The sequence below is a fragment of the Flavobacterium lacisediminis genome (genome assembly GCF_025909975.1).
Lineage (GTDB): Bacteria > Bacteroidota > Bacteroidia > Flavobacteriales > Flavobacteriaceae > Flavobacterium > Flavobacterium lacisediminis.
In genome coordinates this window covers 345-18,825 of the sequence record NZ_JAPCIO010000007.1, presented here as the reverse complement: position 1 = coordinate 18,825, position 18,481 = coordinate 345, and the positions used below count along the sequence as shown (strand labels likewise).

Below are 18,481 nucleotides of genomic sequence, written 5' to 3'. Positions count from 1 at the left end.
ATTTTACATTTGTAAACATGTAAAAACACCGTATAATTTACTTTTGTAAACTATTGTAATACCTTTAATAACTCCCTAGTATTAGTCATGTTTACAAGATTAATACTAGTTTAATTAAAATAATTATATTATTGTAAATCAGTTTAATAACATTACTCACATTAAGTCTTTATTTACATTAAAACCTTCTATTTACATTTGTAAACTTGCTTAATTCACTATTATTGTTTACATTTGTAATTCTTTAAATCTATTCACTATTTACAATGGTAAACATCGATGATTTTATTAAACGTTTAGAAATTATACTCGATTATTATAATTTATCTGCTTCTGCATTTGCGGATAAAATCAATGTGCAGCGTTCGAGTTTGTCTCACCTACTCTCTGGGAGAAATAAACCTAGCTTAGATTTTATCATCAAAGTAATTGAGGTTTTTCCTGAAGTAGATTTGTATTGGATTTTAAACGGTAAGGGAAATTTTCCGAAATCTGAAATTGTGGCTCAGTCAGTTATAGAAATTGAAAAAGATACATCTTCATTACCAATTGTAGATATCCCTAATTCGGAACTGGATTTATTTTCGACTGTAGAAAAAGGAATTCCTCCTACTCTTTCAGAAAGCAATACTGTAGAATCGATTAAAACAGAAAATAATTCTCCTGAAGAAATAGAGCGCATTGTAGTGTTTTTTAAAAACGGGACTTTCAAAAACTATAAACCATAAAAAAACTCTGAATTTCTCCAGAGTTCTTAAATAATTAAATAACTAACCTTTATCTTCTGTGTAAATAAACTGCTGTTACTCCTGCTTCTGCTCTACTCATTTGAGGTGTTGCATCTGCTGACATTGTTGGGAAAGCAAATTTTAAAACTAAACCGCCTGAATTCAAGCGTTCTGCTACATAAATTGCATTTGTTACGTGGTCATAAGCAACATCGACAGGGTTTCCTAACATAGAATTAGGTCCGTACACTCTAATTTGATTGTTCATAGCAATTGTTCCCAAATTATTCGTCATGTTTAGTACAGAAGTAAAGTTATTAATAACCACTAAACCACCGTCGGTTGCGCTTGAAGCTAATCCTACATCGGATAAAACCATTACATTATCTTGCGGAGAATAAGTAATTCCGTGTGTTCTAACTAAGCCTTCAATAGTTACTCTTTTTGAAGCCGAAATTGACCCTGTAGCATTTGAAAAGAAATTGTTGTAAACTACTAAATCGCTAGTATTATCAGCAATAGCATACATGGTAGTTCCATCTAAATGGATTCCCCAAAGTTTGATATCTACAGTGTATGTATTTAAAAGTGTAAATCCAGTTGTATTTCTTTGGTACACATAAAATTTACTGATATTTCCATTACCAGCATTTTGATCTTGAGCTACCACTAATTTATCTCCTGAAACCGCAATTTCACGAGCGTTTGTAAAATCCACTGAAGAAGAAAACGATAAATCTAATGTTGTTGCAGATGAAATGATGGCATTTCTTAATCCGTTGTAAGCTTCTACTCTATTATTGGTTCGAGAAGCCAAAACTACTTGATCTTTAAATGTATCATAGTAAACACCATCTGCATCCGTTGAACTAATTGTAAAACTTTTTGCAGTAGGCGTTGTCGCTAGTAAATCTGTAAATGATATTTTTCCTGATGTGTTACTAGTGGTTACCAATTTTAATTCCTGAGCCGGAGTTGGTGTTTGATCAATTGGTTCTGGTTCAGGAGTTACCATTGAAGAATCGTCGTCATTACAAGAAGTAAATAAAACTGCTACTAAAGCAAGAGGTAAAAATAGTTTTTTCATTTGTTAAAAGTTTTGGTTTCTTCTATCTACGAAAAACTATTCTTCTTGGTTTTATTTTGAGTGAAATTTATTTTATCTTCCTAATAATAAACACTTTAAATAGATTATTCCTTTGGAACATAACTCAATTCTGGAACTTTTCCAATGACTCCTTTATAATACGATTCTAAAAATTTAATATCAGCTTCGATATTTCCGGTTGGATAAAAAGGTTCATGATAAACCACTTCTTTTCTTCCGTAATCAAAGGCAACGGGAATTATTGGTACATTCGCTTTTAGGGCCATGTAATAAAAACCTGTTTTCCATTCGGTTACTTTTTTTCGAGTACCTTCAGGAGCAATGGCTAATCGAAACACTTCTTTTTCTTGAAATATTTTAGCGATAGTATCTACTTTATTCTCATTTTTTTGGCGATTTAAAGGCGTTCCTCCTGTCCAAGTAAAAAAATATTTGAATGGAAATATGAATAATTCCTTTTTAGCCACGTAATTAATTTCCAAATTTAAAATTCCACGAGAAAAAATACCTAGAAAAAAATCCCACCAACTTGTATGAGGAACAGCAATAATTACACATTTTTTTACTATTGGAGCTATGGAGCCAACTACTTTCCATCCAAAAATTTTACAGAAAATAAATTTGTATATAATTTGTTTCATATGAGACTATTTTGAGACAAAAATAAAATTATATTTACGATAACAAACAAAAATACATGATTAAGCGTTTATTGAGTTATTTATTACCTATAAAAATTCACCAAAAGAAATCGGTTTACAGTAAAAATCTAGAAGTGACCTGGAATAATGGGCAATTGGTATTAGATTCAGAAAATACTAATTATTCTTTTGGTAGTTTACAACGTGTATTAAAAAAAGGATTAAAATACATTGGTTACGAGCGTATTCAAAATTTTAACTCCATTCTAGTTTTAGGAGTTGCGGGTGGAAGTGTAATTGAAACTCTTAAAAAAGAAGTGAAATTTGATGGTAAAATCACGGGAGTTGAAATTGATGCAACGGTAGTTGAATTGGCAACAAAATATTTTGGATTGGGGAATTATGAGAATGTTACTATAGTAATTGACGATGCTTTTGAATTCGTTTTGAAAACCAAAGAAAAATACGATTTAATCGTTATTGATATTTTTCAAGATACTACAATGCCTAACTTTTTATTTGAAGATTTTTTTATTAATAGAATTAATTTTTTACTTAATGTAAATGGTTTTATCTTATTTAATACCATGATTTTAGATTATCAAGATAGAAGAAGAAATGCAATTTATAAAAGTAAATTTGACAGTAATTATTCTGTAAGACTATACCCAAAAATTGAAGTACATAACGAATTGTTTACCATTAAAAAATTAGCCTAATGCGTGTAGTAAAAAAATTATTGGTTGGTAAAGTCAGTGAAAATCATTCACAATCAATTAGCCCTCTTCAAAAGAGAATTTCTAATATTCAATCTATTTGGAACAATGATCATGAAGATGATAATGGGATTGAGAAGATTGTTCGTTTGTTTTTATCGATTTCTCAATTGTTCTTTTTAGGAATTTATATTAAACATTTTGCTAATAAATTCGGTCATGAATATAAGGATTTGGCAATGGATTTATATGTTTTGTCTAAGGTGATCTTTCCATTCTTAATTCTGATAAATGACTGGCAAAATCATGATTATGTGATTTGGATATTGGTCTTTTTATTATTAGAAACCATACTCTATATTCCAACATTGATTTTTGCCTCCGATTTATTTTCAAGACCTCGCTCTTATAAACGTTCAATGTTATTGTTGTTCTTTAATTACATTGAAGTTGTAGTTTCGTTTGCAGTTTTATATACTTTGGGAGATAATATGAATAAACCTTTTGAACACTGGTTCGATTCTGTTTATTTTAGTTTAATAAGTTCAAATTCCATTGGATACGGAGATTACTACCCTATTACCACTTTTGGAAAAGTATTGGTTAGTTTACAAGCATTGTTCTTTTTATCGTTTGTAATCTTATTTTTAAATTTTTTCTCAACAAAAGTAAAAAGTAAAGGCTATTTTGAAGACGAAGAAATTTAAGACAATAACTTTCTCGCTTTTTCTAAATCTTCAATAGTGTCAATTCCGATGCTTCCGTGCGAAGTTTCCACCATTTTAATACGTTTTCCGTATTCTAAATAACGAAGTTGCTCAAGTTTTTCAGAAGCCTCTAATGATAACATAGGTAAACGATAAAAATCCATCAAAGCTTCTTTTCTAAAAGCGTAAATTCCGATGTGTTTCATATAACGAACACCAACATTTTCTTCTCTTGGAAACGGAATAACCGAACGCGAAAAGTAAAGAGCAAAACCTTGTTGGTCAGTAATTACTTTTACGTTATTAGGATTGTTAATTTCTTCTTTATCAGTAATTTGAAACATTAACGAACCCAAATCAACTTTCTTTTCAGTATCGTTTTTAAAGACTTCGATTAATTCTTCTAAAGGCTTTTTATTGATAAATGGTTCATCACCTTGCACGTTAATTACAACATCAACATCCATGTTTTCAACCGCTTCTGCAATTCTGTCACTTCCGCTTTCGTGTTCTTTTATAGACATGATGGCTTTGCCTCCATTCGAAATAATTTCGTTGAAAATTAAATCAGAATCCGTAACCACGAAAACATCATCAAATAAATTTGTTGACATAGCTGCTTCATAGGTTCTAAGAATTACAGTTTTGCCACCTAAATCTTGCATTAATTTTGCAGGGAAACGTGTGGATGCATATCGAGCAGGAATTACAGCTATTATTTTCATGGTTGATTTATAATTATCGCCTAAGGCATAAATTTAATTTTTAAATATCAATTCTGTTTTCTCATTATTTTTTAAAAGAATGGCGTCTTTTATAGTAAAATCGGTTTTTGTTTCACTAATTTCAAACTGATATACTTCAATTTTTTTATTAGAATAATTTAAAAGATGTTTCATACAATCATCAATTGTAACAAAAATTTCATCATCTAATTTTTGTATTAAACCAGCTTCTTTATTATCAACAATTATAAAGTAATTATCAGATTTATCAATTTCATAATATAATTCTTGAAAAACTCCGTATTTATCTTCAATACTCATTAAATATAGTCCATAACAAATATATGAGAAGAATAAAAAAAGGGTTAAACAAATACCTATAATTATTTTAGTTTTTAATTTCATTTCTCTTTTTTAGAAAAAAACTTTTTGAACAATCTAATTCCGACAAAAATAATAAGGATAACAACAATAAAAGCAACAATAGGCAAGAAAATAGCCAAAACGGATACAAAAGATGCCGTTGCTGTTTCTGAAGTAGAAACTAAATGATTTCCTATTCCGCCAGTAGTTACCGTTGATGTTGCTCTTGTTACTGCTGTTGCTGAATTTATAGCAGTAGCGGTTCCGCCTCCTGCAATGATGGCTAATCCCCAAGTTATCAATGGATCTAAATCGACTAAAGTGGAAGCCATCACAACCGTTCCGGCTATTCCTGCCAAAGGAACAGCTAGAGTATCTAATAAATTATCAATATACGGAATGTAATAAGCAAGAATTTCAATTACTGTGGCTATTCCCAAACAAATAATTGCGGTTAAACTTCCAATCCAAGCAAATGAATCTCCCACAGGAACATATCCAAAATGTGTGGCTAAACTTAGCACAAACAAAGGAATAAAGACTCTAAAACCAGCCGAAGCGGCTAATCCAATTCCTAAACAAACACTAATTATCGTTTCTAACATAGCTTAATTGTGAAAATATTCATCTTTAAATCCAATTAAATATAGTTTTTCTTCTGCACGTGTAATGGCTGTATACAACCATCTCACATAATCAATATCTATACCATTTGGCAAATAAGGTTGCTCTACAAAAACTGTTTTCCATTGGCCACCTTGCGATTTATGACACGTTATCGCATAAGAGAATTTAACTTGCAAGGCATTGAAATACTCATTTTCCTTAACTTTCTGTAATTTTTTATATTGCTGACGCTCGTCTTCATAATCCAATAACACTTCTTGATACAATTTATTCGATTCTTCATAGGTTAACGAAGGTGATTCGCTCATAATTGTATCTAACATGATAACAGTATCAAACGGAATTTGATTGGGATAATCAACCATTCTAACTTTTACCGTTGCGAATTTAAATCCGTACAACTCTTGAATTTTTCTGATTTCTAAAATTTCAATGATATCGCCATTAGCAATAAAACCAGCTTCTGATTCTTCCTTTAACCAAAAATAATTATTTTTTACGACCATCATGTAATCTCCAGTTGAAATTTCACTTTCCTTTGATAAAATGGAAGTTCTAATTTGTTGGTTATACTGATTGGCTCTTTTATTAGAACGTAAAATGAAAACCGTATCTTCAATACTATAATTATCATAAGCCTGATGAATAGCATCTTGAATTTCATATCCATCTTGCAGACGAACAATGTCTTTAAATCCTTTTAGCTTAAATTGAAACGTATCAATAAAATGCGAATGTAATAATTCACGTAATTCGGTAGCATTATACAAAATTCCAGAATGTTCTGCCTGACGCATTACTTCATCTAATTCAATATGATGCACATTTTTTTGATAATGTAATGAAAGTGAATCAATATCTAAAGCTGGACTCACACTCATATTTACTGGAGGCAACTGGGCGGTATCCCCTATTAATAGCAATTTACAGTTTTTTCCAGCTTCTACATAAAAGAACAAATCATCTAACAACGAACCATTTTCATATAATTTAGAATCTTGATTCGTATCTGAAATCATAGAAGACTCGTCTACAATAAAAAGTGTGTTCTTAAATTTATTTTGTTGTAAGGTAAAGCTAACGCCTCCCGTTTTATTTTTTTTAGGAAAATAAATTCTCTTATGAATTGTAAATGCTGGCTTTCCTGAATAATTACTAATCACTTTTGCAGCTCTACCTGTTGGAGCTAACAATACTGCTTTCATATTAACATCGCCCAAATTATTAATAACCGTAGAAATTATGGTTGTTTTACCCGTTCCGGCATAACCTTTGAGAACAAAAATATCATCAGATGTCGAATTCAAAATGAAATCAGCAATTTTCTGAAAAAAAACTTCTTGTTTTTGTGTGGGTTGATGCGGAAAATTATTTTGTAATAAATTGTAAAACAGCTTATAAGTCATGAAAATGGATTTGGCCAATATTAATTTTTCAAATATACTGATGATTTTTACAAGAAATTCTTTTGTGTAGAAAAAAAAATTGTAGATTTGCGTACCTATTTAACTAAAAATAAATTATTCAAATGTTAGAAATTGCTATTTATTTAGTCGTATTAATTATTTTAATCTTTGCAATGGTTAAACTAATTGATAAATTTGTTACACCTGGAAATAAAAAAATATTCTCTATAGTATTATGGGGAATTTCTCTTTTTCTTGTATATTTAATATACTCATCTATTATGAAACCTATTGAGTTTCAAAATGAAAAAGAAGCTCGTTACGAAGTTGCTGTTAAAACTATGTTAGACATCAAAAAACTTCAAACAGGTTATAAATCTGTTAACGGGAAATATGCTGATACTTTTGAGGAATTAATCAAGTTTGTAGAAAACGGACAATTTGAAATTATTTCTAGAAGAGATACTGCTGTTATTGATGCTGCTAAAAATGCTGCTTTTGGTATCACTGTTGGTGCTGATGGTGTTGGTGGTTTCTTTAAAGATGAAGTAATCATTACTAAATTAGGTTCTGTATCTGTTAAAGATTCATTATTCAAAAATTCTGATCGTTACAAAAGACTTAATGTTGTAAAAGTTGGTGGAGTTGAAGTTCCAGTATCTATGAAAACAGGAGTTGTTAGTAGAAACGATATGAATCTTTCTGTATTCCAAGCTATTATTGACAAAAATGCTTTATTAAAAGATTTAGATCAAGAATTAGTAAAACAAGAAAATAAAGTTGAGTCTATTGACGAAATCAATGGTCCACAAATTATTTTAGGTTCACTAGAAGAAGTAACTCTTACTGGAAACTGGCCAAAAAAATATGGTAATAACGAATAACGACATTACTCAAAAAACATACAAAAAGTTGTCCATTCAGGTTTCCTTGAGTGGACTTTCTTTTTGTGTCTTTGATTTAATTTCTAATAAGGTAATGACCACTATGTCAATTCCCTTTGAGAAAAATAAAGTAATGGAAGAACAATTGTGGCGAACTTTTGTCGATTATCCAATTCTTACCAAATCATATGACGAGGTAATGGTTATACATGACAACAACCTAAATGCTTTTGTTCCTACTTCCCTATTCGACGCTAATTTTTTAGCGAGTTATTTGCAATACAATACAAAAGTTTTTGAAACTGATTTTTTTACACATGATGTTATTTTTCCATATGAAATGAATAACATTTATGTCCCTTTCGTTAATATCAACAATTTCCTTTTAGATCAATATGAAACTTTTGAATACCAAAATTCGAATTCTGTTTTGGTAAAACAACTACTCGATTTATCTAAAAACAAAGAAGAAAAGCAAGTTTTTGTTCATGTACAAAAAGAACATTTTGAACTTATTGTAGTTAAAAATCAACAATTGATTCTTTTCAACTCTTTTCAATATAAAACACCAGAAGATTTTATTTATTATATTTTGTTCACATGCGAGCAATTACAACTAAATCCTGAAACTATTTTGGTTCAAATATTAGGAAATTGTTCTGAAGACGACGCTTGTTTTAAAATAGCTTTCCAATACATTAGAAATTGTAGTTTATTAGATGTTACTAGTAAAGCATCAATTTTAGACATTACTCCCACTGCTTTAAGAAATCACTTTATACTATATCATTCATGAGAATTATCTCCGGAAAACACAAAGGGCGTAGATTAGTTGCTCCTAAAAATTTACCTGTTCGTCCTACAACCGATATGTGTAAGGAATCGTTGTTCAATATTCTGAATAACTATTTTAATTTACATGGATTAAAAGTGCTCGACTTATTTGCTGGAACTGGCAACATAAGTTACGAATTTGCTTCTCGTGGCGCTGGACCAATTACAAGTGTTGATGGCGATATGGGTTGTGTAAATTTCATTAAAAAAACTTCAACCGATTTAGATTTAGATATCAGCGTTATCAAAAGTGATGTTTTTAAATTCTTAGAAAAAAGTAAAACGAGTTATGATATCGTTTTTGCTGATCCACCTTATGATTTAGGTCAGGAAAATTTTGAAAAAATTATTCAGCTTATTTTTGAAAACGAAATTTTAGATGAAGAAGGTATGTTGATTGTAGAACATTCCAAACATACAAAACTAGAACACCTAACAAATTTCTCGTTTTCAAAAAGTTATGGTGGTTCTGTATTTTCTTTTTATGAATTTGAAAGCGACGAAGAAGAAGATATTGAAGAGGAAGATGAAGGGTAAAATCTTCAAAAAATAAAAAAAGCAGACCTATAAGCCGGATTCTGTCCACGCCAAAGCGTGGCCTTATCATTTATCTAGATCACACATTACTGCGTGACTCAAGCTGTCTACCCTTCAACATCGGACGAGTCGCCCTTATTCTGATTGCTCAGAAACTGCTGATATACTTGACATTTCACCGCATAGAGTTTACCTGGTTTCACTACAGCATTACCTGTACATACTTTCTGTTGCACTTGTCCTCGCCTTTCAACGGACGGGCGTTACCCGCTATGCTACTCTTTGGTGTCCGGACTTTCCTACCATGCTTACACACGGACGATAAGGCGGTCTGCGGTGCAAACTTACAATAATTTATATGGTTTTAAAGAAATTTTAATAGATAGTTTAACATAACGTTTGGCTTTTATTCTTTATTTAAATTGTAAATTTATAGTCCACAAATCTTTTAATTCTCATTACTATGTCAAGTATCTATCATTATGCCTCGGTTTCAGAAGCTTTAAAAAAATTAAGAGAGAAAGGATTTACTTTTGATTTCAATCAAAATGAAAAAGATATCGTTTTACATCCCGAAAACTATACCATTAATCATATTTACCATTACGAAGGAAACTCCAATCCAGACGATCAGGCTTCAGTTTATGGTATCGTTTCAAAATATGGACTAAAAGGTGTATTTGTTACAGGAACTTCCGCAAATTCTTCAGATGAAAATGCAGAATTAGTATCTAAATTAGCCATCAAAAACAAACACACTCCTACTCTTTAATATTAGTTCAAGATTCAATAATCTGAAAATTGTGAATAACTTTTAGCAACATTTTCCTCAATTTAGATTTCGGAATTTGCCTTTTGGAATTTTTACCTCTATATTTGTGTTTCAATAGAATTTATGGAACAATTTATCGTATCAGCTCGTAAATATCGTCCGCAAACATTTAAAGATGTTGTGGGTCAACAGGCTATTACAAATACTTTGTTGAATGCTATTGAGACCAATCACTTAGCGCAAGCCTTATTATTTACTGGACCACGTGGTGTTGGAAAAACAACTTGCGCGCGTATTTTAGCTCGAAAAATCAATCAAGAAGGTTATGATGACCCGTATGAAGATTTTTCGTTTAATGTATTCGAATTAGATGCGGCTTCTAACAATGGTGTTGACGATATTAGAAGTATTATCGACCAAGTTAGAATACCTCCACAAACAGGAAAATATAAGGTTTACATTATCGACGAGGTGCACATGCTTTCACAAGCAGCTTTTAATGCTTTCCTTAAAACATTAGAAGAACCACCTAAACATGCCATTTTTATTTTAGCGACTACTGAAAAACATAAAATAATACCAACGATTTTATCGCGTTGTCAGATATTTGATTTTAAAAGAATCACGGTTAAAGATGCGAAAGAACATTTAGCCGAAATTGCAAAAGAACAAGGTGTTGCTTACGAAGATGATGCTTTGCATATTATCGCTCAAAAAGCAGATGGTGCTATGCGTGATGCTTTGTCAATTTTTGACAGAGTAGTTTCATATTGTGGAAATAATTTAACCAGACAAGCTGTTACCGAGAATTTAAACGTATTAGATTTTGAATATTACATCAGAATCACCGATTTAATTTTAGAAAATAAAATTCCGGATTTATTAGTTGCTTACAATGATATTTTAGCAAAAGGTTTTGACGGACATCATTTTATAGCAGGTTTAGCATCGCATTTTAGAGATTTATTGGTTTGTAAAAACCCGGCAACTCTTCCTTTATTAGAAGCTGGCGAACAAGCGCAAGCTTTATATGCAACGCAATCGCACAAAGCTATGCATGATTTCTTGATAAAAGGAATTGAATTGGCAAACGAATGCGATTTGAAATTTAAAGTCAGTCAAAATCAGCGACTTTTAGTTGAACTTTGTTTGATGCAATTAGCCTCTATCACTTTTGATGGAGAAAAAAAAAAGTAGCTAAATTTATAATTCCGGCTACTTATTACAAGAACAACTCCTACTCTATTACTGAAATTCCAACGATTAAAACGCAAATTCCAACTGAGGAAACAAAACCTGTTGTAGTTGCTGAAACCGTTGTAAAAGAACCTGAAGTTACAGAAATTCCTCATGTTGAAAATGAAGTAGTTGCTCCAATTGTTCCAGAAATTCCAAAACCGGTTTTAACGAATTTAAATCCGACAGGAACAAAAGTTTCGGCACTTTCGTTAGCTAGTATAAAAGCTAAAAAAGACTTAGAAGCCCAGCAAAATCAGCATCAAAAGCATAGAGAAGAATTGCCTTCAGAAGCATTTAATGAAACCGATATGCTGTTACAATGGAATAAGTTTGCTCAAAAAATGGCTGATACAGGAAAACGTTTATTAGCTACTTACATGCAAATGAACGATCCAACCTTAAACGGAACCACCATTACTTTAGAACTTCCTAATCAAAGTACGAAAGAGGAATTTTTATCAGGTTGCCATGAGTTAATAGGATATTTAAGAGGAAAATTACACAACCACGATATTACTATTGAAGTTGTTGTAAATGAAACCGTTGAAAACAAATACGCTTTTACACCACAAGAAAAATTTGAACGTTTAAAACAAATTAATCCTACGATTGAATTGTTGAGAAAGACGTTTGATTTGGATGTTTAAGGAAAATATACTAGTTGTTAAATTTCTGCTGCTCGATATTAGAGATGTTTACAAAATGATAATTTTCTGTGAAAGATAAATATTTTTGTGAAAAATGTCAAGATAATAAAGCAATCCATTCATTGTTACAGATCATTTTTATATGGAGTTATTGTAGAGGCTCTTTTTTTTCAAACTTTTTAGTTGTCTCATTAAGAATGTAAATTTCAGGCTTACAAAATATACAGTCATTATAATAATAATTTTCTTCTTCTGGCGGATTGATAATTAACATTCTACTGTTTTTTTTATACTCTGAACCAACTGATGAATCCGGAGCATCATATATTTTTCCGGTTCTTCTGTCAATAAGTACATTCATTTGACAAGGACTTCCACAGCCCCATGTCGCAAAAGTGTAATGTCCGGCAAAAAGATTTTCAGAATCATTATAACATTCTCTAATTACAGTTCTGAATTGTTTTCCTAATTCATGAGAATCTAAGTCAAGTTTAGCTTTGACATTTTCAATATTAACTTTATAATCATCAAAAGCTATATATGGTTCAAATTTTATTAGAACTCTTCTAATTTTATCTTTCTGAATAGTTGTATCTCCATAAAGAATTACATTACCTTCATTTAATATAGTATCAAATAAAGGTTTTGTTTTCTCTTTCTTGTGATATGATTTAGTAGTATCTGATTTAATTTCTGATGTAAAGATTTTATCATTTTTATCAGTGCATGACAAAAATAAAAGAAGTATAGCTAAACAAAAGAAGTGTTTTGACATAATTACATATAATTAATATAAACAACATCAAATCTTCCCATAATACATCGCTTTCACGATACCATCGGATAACCCAATTTTTGGCACATAGATGTTTCTTGCTCCACTCCATTTCATGGCATTTAGATAAATACGTGTTGCTGGAATAATTACATCGGCGCGGTCTGGGTTAAGACCTAAATCGGCAATACGTTGTTCGTATGTCATGCTGTTCAACTTTTGATATTGCGATTGCACATACATGTATGACAGCGGTTTGTCTTGGTTTTTCTCCGATAATTTGAATAATTTATTGATGTTTCCACCAGAACCAATTAGCGTAATATTTTCAAATGGTTCCACATTGGCTTTAATCCATTTTTCCATTTCTTGCCAAACGATATCGTTAACCATTTCATTTAACAAACGAACGGTTCCGTTTTTAAATGATTTGGAGGCAATAATTTTTCCTTCAAAAAATAGAGAAAATTCGGTGCTTCCACCACCAACATCTACATATAAATAAGCTTTATCAGAAGTTATGAATTGTTTTAAATCGGAAGCGGCAATAATAGCTGCTTCTTTTTTACCATCAATAACATCAATTTTAATATCGGCTTTTTTCTTAATGATTTCGACAACTTCTTTTCCATTATAGGCTTCTCGCATAGCTGAAGTGGCACAAGCACGATATTGTTCTACTTTGTGAACTTTCATTAATAATTTAAAAGCTTTCATGGCATCAACCATTCGGTCGATGTTTTCTTCCGAAATTTCACCAACTGTAAACGCGTCTTGTCCTAAACGAATTGGAACACGAACTAAGGAACTTTTGTTGAATTGAGGAGCGCAACCTTCTTGCTCTACAATATTAGTTACCAACAACCTCATGGCATTGGAACCGATATCGATAGCCGCATATTTTTTTATTGTAATCATTTATTTGTAATTATTGCAACTCTTCTGCAATTACTTCTAATTTGTTTTGGTAATAATTGTACATTTCTTGTTGGGCTCTAAACGGTTTTTCATCGCCACGTTTTCTGTACTGATTTAGTAAATCGGCTGAATGAATTCGTGCTTTTACATTGGCTTTCCAACCTATTTCAAACGTTTCGATTAATTCTTTTTTAATCTCAGGATCGTAAATAGGACAAGTAACTTCTACCCTTGCATCTAAATTACGGGTCATGAAATCGGCCGAGGAAATATACACTTCAGGGTCGCCAGCATTACCAAATATATAAATTCGTGAATGTTCTAAATAATTATCTACGATACTAATCGCTTCAATATTTTCGCTTAATCCTTTTACACCGGGAATTAAACAGCAAATTCCTCTGATAATCAATTGAATTTTCACACCAGCTTTGCTTGCTTCATATAATTTATCCGTCATTTTATAATCGGATATACTGTTCATTTTCAATTTAATATAGGCTTCTCTTCCAGAAAGTGCATTTAAAATTTCTCTATCGATTAACTTATTAAAACGACTTCTTGTATAATGTGGCGAAACTATTAAATGTTTGTAACGATGCACTCTATAATTAACATCAAAGAAATCGAAAATCTTAGCAGCATCTTTTAAAATTTCAACATTACTTGTAAAAAGTGTAACATCGGTATACACTTTTGCTGAATTTTCATTGAAGTTTCCTGTTGAAATGAATCCGTAACGTTTTACTCTTCCTTCTTCGATTCTTTCGATTACACAAATTTTACTGTGTACTTTTAAACCTTTAACACCAAAAATCAATTCGATACCTTCAGTTTGCATTTGTTCGGAATAAGAAATATTACTTTCTTCATCAAAACGTGCTTGCAATTCAATTTGAACGGTAACTTTTTTACCATTTTTAGCCGCGTTAATTAAAGAACTCACAATTTGGGAATTCTTAGCCAAACGATACAATGTAATTTTTATGGAAGCTACCTTTGGATCTAAAGCCGCTTCACGCAAAAATTTAATGATATAAGAAAAAGACTGATAGGGTGCGTAAAGCAAGTAATCTTTCTTTTTAATTCGTTCTAAAATACTACCTTCCAAAGATAAACCTGGAACAGGTAATGGTAGATTTTCTCTATATAACAAATCGTAACGTCCTAAATTAGGGAAGTTCATATAATCTCTACGATTATGATATCTTCCACCAGGAATAATACTATCAGAAGTTAAAATATTCATTCTTTTTAGAAAAAATTCTAAAGTATCTTTTCCGATAGCTTGATCATAGACAAAACGAACGGGCTCACCTACTCTTCTTTCTTTAACCGAATTGGATATTTTTTCAATTAAACTTTTACTCAAATCGCTATCAAACTCTAACTGAGCATCTCGGGTAATTTTAATCATGTGTGCCGAAATACTTTCGTAATCGAAAATATTAAAGATGCTATTTAAGTTAAGACGTATAACATCATCTAATAGAATGATATACTGTTTTTCTGAATTAGAAGGTAAAACAACAAATCTATTGATCGTATGCGGAATTTCAATAACGGCATATCGGATTTCTTTTTGAGCCGAATCCGATTTCATTACTAATTTTATCGCTAAATAACCCGAAGTATCTTTTAATAAAGGAAATTCTTCCAAGTCATTTAACATGATAGTTACAACCGCTGGACTTACTTTTTGAATGAAATAGTCATGAATGAAAACCTCTTGCTCTTTAGTAACTTGTTTTTCGTTAATAATAAAGATGTTTTCTTTTTCTAATTTCTTTTCAATTTCACTTAGTATGCGTAAACTTTCCGATTGTTGTTCGATAACAATATCGGTAATTTCTTTAAGTAATTGTTCGGCTGGTAAACCTAGTATTTTTTCGGTATCTATATTTTCGTGACTTAGTCTTCGAATGGCAGCATATCGAACTCTAAAAAATTCATCAAGGTTATTGGAAAAAATTCCAAGAAAACGAAATCGATCTAATAAAGGTACGTTCTCATCGTTAGCTTCTTGAAGTACTCTTGCATTAAATGTTAACCAACTTTTTTCTCTATCTATATAGTTATCTATGGTATTACTCATTTTTAAACTGGCTTGGAAATAATGTTGCTATAGTTTTTCCTTTAGATAAATCATTCCAATCATGGGTATCAAATTGCAAAGCAACTACTCCAGATGTTGGAACATTATCAATATAAAGGTCCCCAAATTTATTAACAAATTTTGTAATAGCTTCATTATGTCCGAAAAGAATTAAACTATCATATGAATTTTGGCATTTTTTTATATTTTTTTCCAACTTCTTAGAATCAAAAGTGTATAAATCTTCCGAAAAATGGATTGTTTCGATTGGAATAGAAAGATATTGTGAAAAAATGAAAGCCGTTTCTTGTGTACGTTTTGCTTTACTACTCCAAACAATATAAGAAGGAGGTAAAATTTTTGGTGTTTTAGAAGCGATTAAATGGGCATCACGAACACCTCGTTGAGAGATAGATCTATCAATATCCTGAACTGGAGCATCCCAACTTGATTTAGAATGTCTAATAAGTATTAAATTTTTCATAGTTATTAGTTTAGAGATTCAAATTACTACTTTTTTTTGAATTAAAAGTTAAAGCTTTTGCCAATTTTAAGTTAGTTAGTAGATTTTTTTAAACACTTTATCGAAAACAAGGACCTAACTATAGCTAACTATTAGTTTTTGAGTAATTTAGCATTAAGAAATTTCTACAATAGTTGCCCTGACTAGAACTTTAATTACTTTTTACAAGTAATAGATATGTGTTAAAAAAGTTAATTTAAATCATTTTTAAAAAATCATTTTTGTTTTTTATTTCCCCCAACTATTAGTTATTCACTACTCGTTTTTGGTCTATTTTTCAATTATTGTTAAATTAAATCAAAACGTTCATGAAAGCAAAAATTACCATTTCGATATTTCTTATCTGTCTTGGGTTTAATTTTGTTCATTCACAATTTACAACAACAAAACCCGATTTAAGATTATGTGGTACTGCTCCTAATTATTATCAAGATTATTACAATTGTACATCAAACAATTATACTTTAGATGATGTCTTTTTAAGTTTAACTGATGTTAACGGAGTACCATTAAATAATACTACATGTACACCAGGTGTGTCTCAAACCATGTATGTAATGTTGAACTATACATCAAATTCAAATAGCAATATTTATCATGCAAGAATGTTTGCAGATTTGATAATTGATGGAACAACAACCCAATTAAATGTAAATTTAGGAACCGTAGCACCTGGTTCAGGTCAACGATTACTTTATGGTCCATTTACTTGGGTTTGTGGGCAAGAAATGATTTTAGATAGAATTTTAATTGTTTGGAAAACATCCGGAGATGGATCCGAATTAATTCCATACTCTTGTAGTACCTATAACAAATCACAATGTGAATTTCCTACTAGTGTAATCATTACCGCTCCCCTTGCGGTTCAATTTGAATATTCTGGTTGTACAAATGGAAACATTTCTACCATAAATTTTGATTCTACAACAAATGGAGGAACACCTCCTTACACTTATGCCTGGGATTTTGATTCCAATGGAACAATTGATTCTACACAAGAAAATCCAACTTTCAATTATAATAACACTGCTTCAAATACTGCTACATTAACTGTAACAGATTCAATGGGATTGACAAATACTTTTTCAGTTCCAATTGTTTATCCTAGTGGTGTGATTATAAATGCTAATGTTCAAGGATTAACTTGTGTTGCTGGATCTACAGCTTCTATTGATTTGACAATTTCTGGGGGAACTGCTCCTTATTCCGTTGTTTGGAATATCGGGGCTACAACACAAGATTTATCAAATTTAGGTATTGGAACTTATTCAGCAACCATTACTGATGCTTTGGGTTGTGTTAAAAATTATTCAACTACAATATCACCTATAGTTTGTTGTGAATTTTTAGTAACCTGTCCAACTTTTTCTCCTATTAGTTTACAATGTTATGATTTATTACCTCAAGCAACTTCTTTAACTGAGTTAGAATTTGAAGCTTTAGGAAATGGTGATGGTATAATTGGAAATAATCCTTGTGGTGTAATCCAAATAACTGCTTCTAATAGTGCTTATTTAGGTTGTAATACACAAGTAACTCGAACTTATACAATTACCGAATATCTTGATGCTAATGACAATGGAATTAGAGATGCTGGAGAAAATACAATATTAAATGTAATAACTTGTAGTCAAATTTTTAATATAAATGACACTACAAACCCAGTGATTTCTGTTCAAGCTTCGAATTTAGAAGTACAATGTGATGGCGCTGGAAACACTGCTGCACTAAACGCTTGGTTAGCTTCTAATGGTGGTGCTTCTGCTAGTGATACTTGTTCTTCTGTAACTTGGAGTAACAACTTTACTTCAGTTTCTGATACTTGTGGAGCTACAGGTTCGGCTTCGGTAACTTTTACTGCTACTGATAACTGCGGAAATAGTTCTTCAACTACTGCTACATTTACAATCATTGATAACACTAATCCTGTGATTTCTGTTCAAGCTTCGAATTTAGAAGTACAATGTGATGGCGCTGGAAACACTGCTGCACTAAACGCTTGGTTAGCTTCTAATGGTGGTGCTTCTGCTAGTGATACTTGTTCTTCTGTAACTTGGAGTAACAACTTTACTTCAGTTTCTGATACTTGTGGAGCTACAGGTTCGGCTTCGGTAACTTTTACTGCTACTGATAACTGCGGAAATAGTTCTTCAACTACTGCTACATTTACAATCATTGATAACACTAATCCTGTGATTTCTGTTCAAGCTTCGAATTTAGAAGTACAATGTGATGG

The 18,481-nt window shown here is 31.2% G+C and carries 19 protein-coding genes, 1 other RNA gene and 1 pseudogene; 10 read left to right on the top strand and 11 right to left on the bottom strand.

The window, feature by feature from the left end; all coding sequences use genetic code 11:
* The first annotated feature begins 266 nt into the window (after window positions 1-266).
* On the top strand, window positions 267-728 hold the full coding sequence (locus OJ995_RS10470) for a helix-turn-helix domain-containing protein (protein WP_264369369.1): 462 nt from the start codon (window positions 267-269) through the stop codon (window positions 726-728).
* A gap of 49 nt (window positions 729-777) precedes the next feature.
* Here OJ995_RS10470 and OJ995_RS10465 read toward each other — a convergent pair whose 3' ends face one another.
* Together OJ995_RS10465 and OJ995_RS10460 are read right to left on the bottom strand one after the other, a co-directional pair.
* Entirely contained in the window at window positions 778-1,815 is a 1,038-nt protein-coding gene (locus tag OJ995_RS10465; RefSeq protein ID WP_264369368.1) for a hypothetical protein, read from the bottom strand.
* Window positions 1,816-1,919: 104 nt separating this feature from the next.
* A complete protein-coding gene (locus OJ995_RS10460; RefSeq protein WP_264369367.1) occupies window positions 1,920-2,477 on the bottom strand; it encodes a 1-acyl-sn-glycerol-3-phosphate acyltransferase in 558 nt (185 codons plus the stop codon).
* A 56-nt stretch (window positions 2,478-2,533) separates the two neighbouring features.
* Between OJ995_RS10460 and OJ995_RS10455 the strand changes: the two genes are divergently transcribed.
* Window positions 2,534-3,196: a spermidine synthase gene (locus OJ995_RS10455; RefSeq protein ID WP_264369366.1), complete on the top strand. Its 663-nt coding sequence runs from the start codon at window positions 2,534-2,536 to the stop codon at window positions 3,194-3,196.
* Entirely contained in the window at window positions 3,196-3,900 is a 705-nt protein-coding gene (locus OJ995_RS10450) for a potassium channel family protein (RefSeq protein ID WP_264369365.1), read from the top strand. The genes OJ995_RS10455 and OJ995_RS10450 overlap by 1 nt, the downstream gene beginning before the upstream one ends.
* On the opposite strand, the gene kdsB is transcribed toward OJ995_RS10450, so the two are convergent.
* Genes kdsB through OJ995_RS10430 form a run of 4 tightly spaced genes read right to left on the bottom strand, consistent with a single transcriptional unit; the run spans window position 3,897 to window position 7,021 of the window.
* Window positions 3,897-4,625, bottom strand: coding sequence for a 3-deoxy-manno-octulosonate cytidylyltransferase (gene kdsB, locus OJ995_RS10445; protein WP_264369364.1), 729 nt, complete (start codon window positions 4,623-4,625; stop codon window positions 3,897-3,899). The genes OJ995_RS10450 and kdsB overlap by 4 nt on opposite strands.
* A 33-nt stretch (window positions 4,626-4,658) precedes the next feature.
* Window positions 4,659-5,030, bottom strand: a complete 372-nt coding sequence (locus tag OJ995_RS10440; protein ID WP_264369363.1) for a hypothetical protein — start codon at window positions 5,028-5,030, stop codon at window positions 4,659-4,661.
* Window positions 5,027-5,593, bottom strand: a complete 567-nt coding sequence (locus OJ995_RS10435) for a DUF4126 domain-containing protein (protein ID WP_264369362.1) — start codon at window positions 5,591-5,593, stop codon at window positions 5,027-5,029. The genes OJ995_RS10440 and OJ995_RS10435 overlap by 4 nt, the downstream gene beginning before the upstream one ends.
* A 3-nt stretch (window positions 5,594-5,596) precedes the next feature.
* The gene (locus tag OJ995_RS10430) at window positions 5,597-7,021 is read right to left on the bottom strand and encodes an ATP-dependent DNA helicase (RefSeq protein ID WP_264369361.1); all 1,425 of its coding nucleotides are present in this window, start codon (window positions 7,019-7,021) and stop codon (window positions 5,597-5,599) included.
* A 122-nt stretch (window positions 7,022-7,143) separates the two neighbouring features.
* Here OJ995_RS10430 and OJ995_RS10425 point away from each other — a divergent pair, with 122 nt between their 5' ends.
* From OJ995_RS10425 to rsmD, 3 genes are read left to right on the top strand one after another with little or no spacing between them, the layout of a single operon-like run.
* The gene (locus OJ995_RS10425) at window positions 7,144-7,905 is read left to right on the top strand and encodes a hypothetical protein (protein WP_264369360.1); all 762 of its coding nucleotides are present in this window, start codon (window positions 7,144-7,146) and stop codon (window positions 7,903-7,905) included.
* Window positions 7,889-8,701, top strand: coding sequence for a DUF3822 family protein (locus OJ995_RS10420; protein WP_264369359.1), 813 nt, complete (start codon window positions 7,889-7,891; stop codon window positions 8,699-8,701). The genes OJ995_RS10425 and OJ995_RS10420 overlap by 17 nt, the downstream gene beginning before the upstream one ends.
* Window positions 8,698-9,276 carry a 16S rRNA (guanine(966)-N(2))-methyltransferase RsmD gene (gene rsmD / locus OJ995_RS10415; protein WP_264369358.1) on the top strand — a complete coding sequence of 193 codons (579 nt, stop codon included), beginning with the start codon at window positions 8,698-8,700 and terminating at the stop codon, window positions 9,274-9,276. The genes OJ995_RS10420 and rsmD overlap by 4 nt, the downstream gene beginning before the upstream one ends.
* Window positions 9,277-9,290: 14 nt before the next feature.
* Here the strand turns inward: rsmD and rnpB are convergent.
* An RNA gene (gene rnpB / locus OJ995_RS10410) (RNase P RNA component class A) lies at window positions 9,291-9,614 on the bottom strand.
* Between the two features lie 125 nt (window positions 9,615-9,739).
* Here rnpB and OJ995_RS10405 point away from each other — a divergent pair.
* The 3 genes from OJ995_RS10405 to OJ995_RS10395 all read left to right on the top strand — a co-directional run bounded on the left by OJ995_RS10405 (window position 9,740) and on the right by OJ995_RS10395 (window position 11,934).
* Window positions 9,740-10,048 carry a hypothetical protein gene (locus tag OJ995_RS10405; RefSeq protein WP_264369357.1) on the top strand — a complete coding sequence of 103 codons (309 nt, stop codon included), beginning with the start codon at window positions 9,740-9,742 and terminating at the stop codon, window positions 10,046-10,048.
* 123 nt (window positions 10,049-10,171) lie between these two features.
* A complete protein-coding gene (gene dnaX, locus OJ995_RS10400) occupies window positions 10,172-11,245 on the top strand; it encodes a DNA polymerase III subunit gamma/tau (protein ID WP_264369356.1) in 1,074 nt (357 codons plus the stop codon).
* 320 nt (window positions 11,246-11,565) lie between these two features.
* The gene (locus OJ995_RS10395; RefSeq protein ID WP_264369355.1) at window positions 11,566-11,934 is read left to right on the top strand and encodes a DUF8493 domain-containing protein; all 369 of its coding nucleotides are present in this window, start codon (window positions 11,566-11,568) and stop codon (window positions 11,932-11,934) included.
* A gap of 148 nt (window positions 11,935-12,082) precedes the next feature.
* On the opposite strand, the gene OJ995_RS10390 is transcribed toward OJ995_RS10395, so the two are convergent.
* From OJ995_RS10390 to OJ995_RS10375, 4 genes are read right to left on the bottom strand one after another with little or no spacing between them, the layout of a single operon-like run.
* Window positions 12,083-12,709, bottom strand: coding sequence for a hypothetical protein (locus tag OJ995_RS10390; RefSeq protein WP_133607077.1), 627 nt, complete (start codon window positions 12,707-12,709; stop codon window positions 12,083-12,085).
* Between the two features lie 27 nt (window positions 12,710-12,736).
* The gene (locus tag OJ995_RS10385; RefSeq protein WP_133607079.1) at window positions 12,737-13,627 is read right to left on the bottom strand and encodes a Ppx/GppA phosphatase family protein; all 891 of its coding nucleotides are present in this window, start codon (window positions 13,625-13,627) and stop codon (window positions 12,737-12,739) included.
* A 10-nt stretch (window positions 13,628-13,637) separates the two neighbouring features.
* Window positions 13,638-15,722, bottom strand: a complete 2,085-nt coding sequence (ppk1, locus tag OJ995_RS10380; protein ID WP_264369354.1) for a polyphosphate kinase 1 — start codon at window positions 15,720-15,722, stop codon at window positions 13,638-13,640.
* Window positions 15,715-16,206, bottom strand: coding sequence for a SixA phosphatase family protein (locus OJ995_RS10375; RefSeq protein ID WP_264369353.1), 492 nt, complete (start codon window positions 16,204-16,206; stop codon window positions 15,715-15,717). Before OJ995_RS10375 ends, ppk1 begins: the two co-directional genes overlap by 8 nt.
* Window positions 16,207-16,553: 347 nt before the next feature.
* On the opposite strand from OJ995_RS10375, the pseudogene OJ995_RS10370 reads away from it, so the two are divergent.
* Window positions 16,554-18,481: pseudogene (locus OJ995_RS10370) on the top strand (PKD domain-containing protein); the annotation flags it as partial.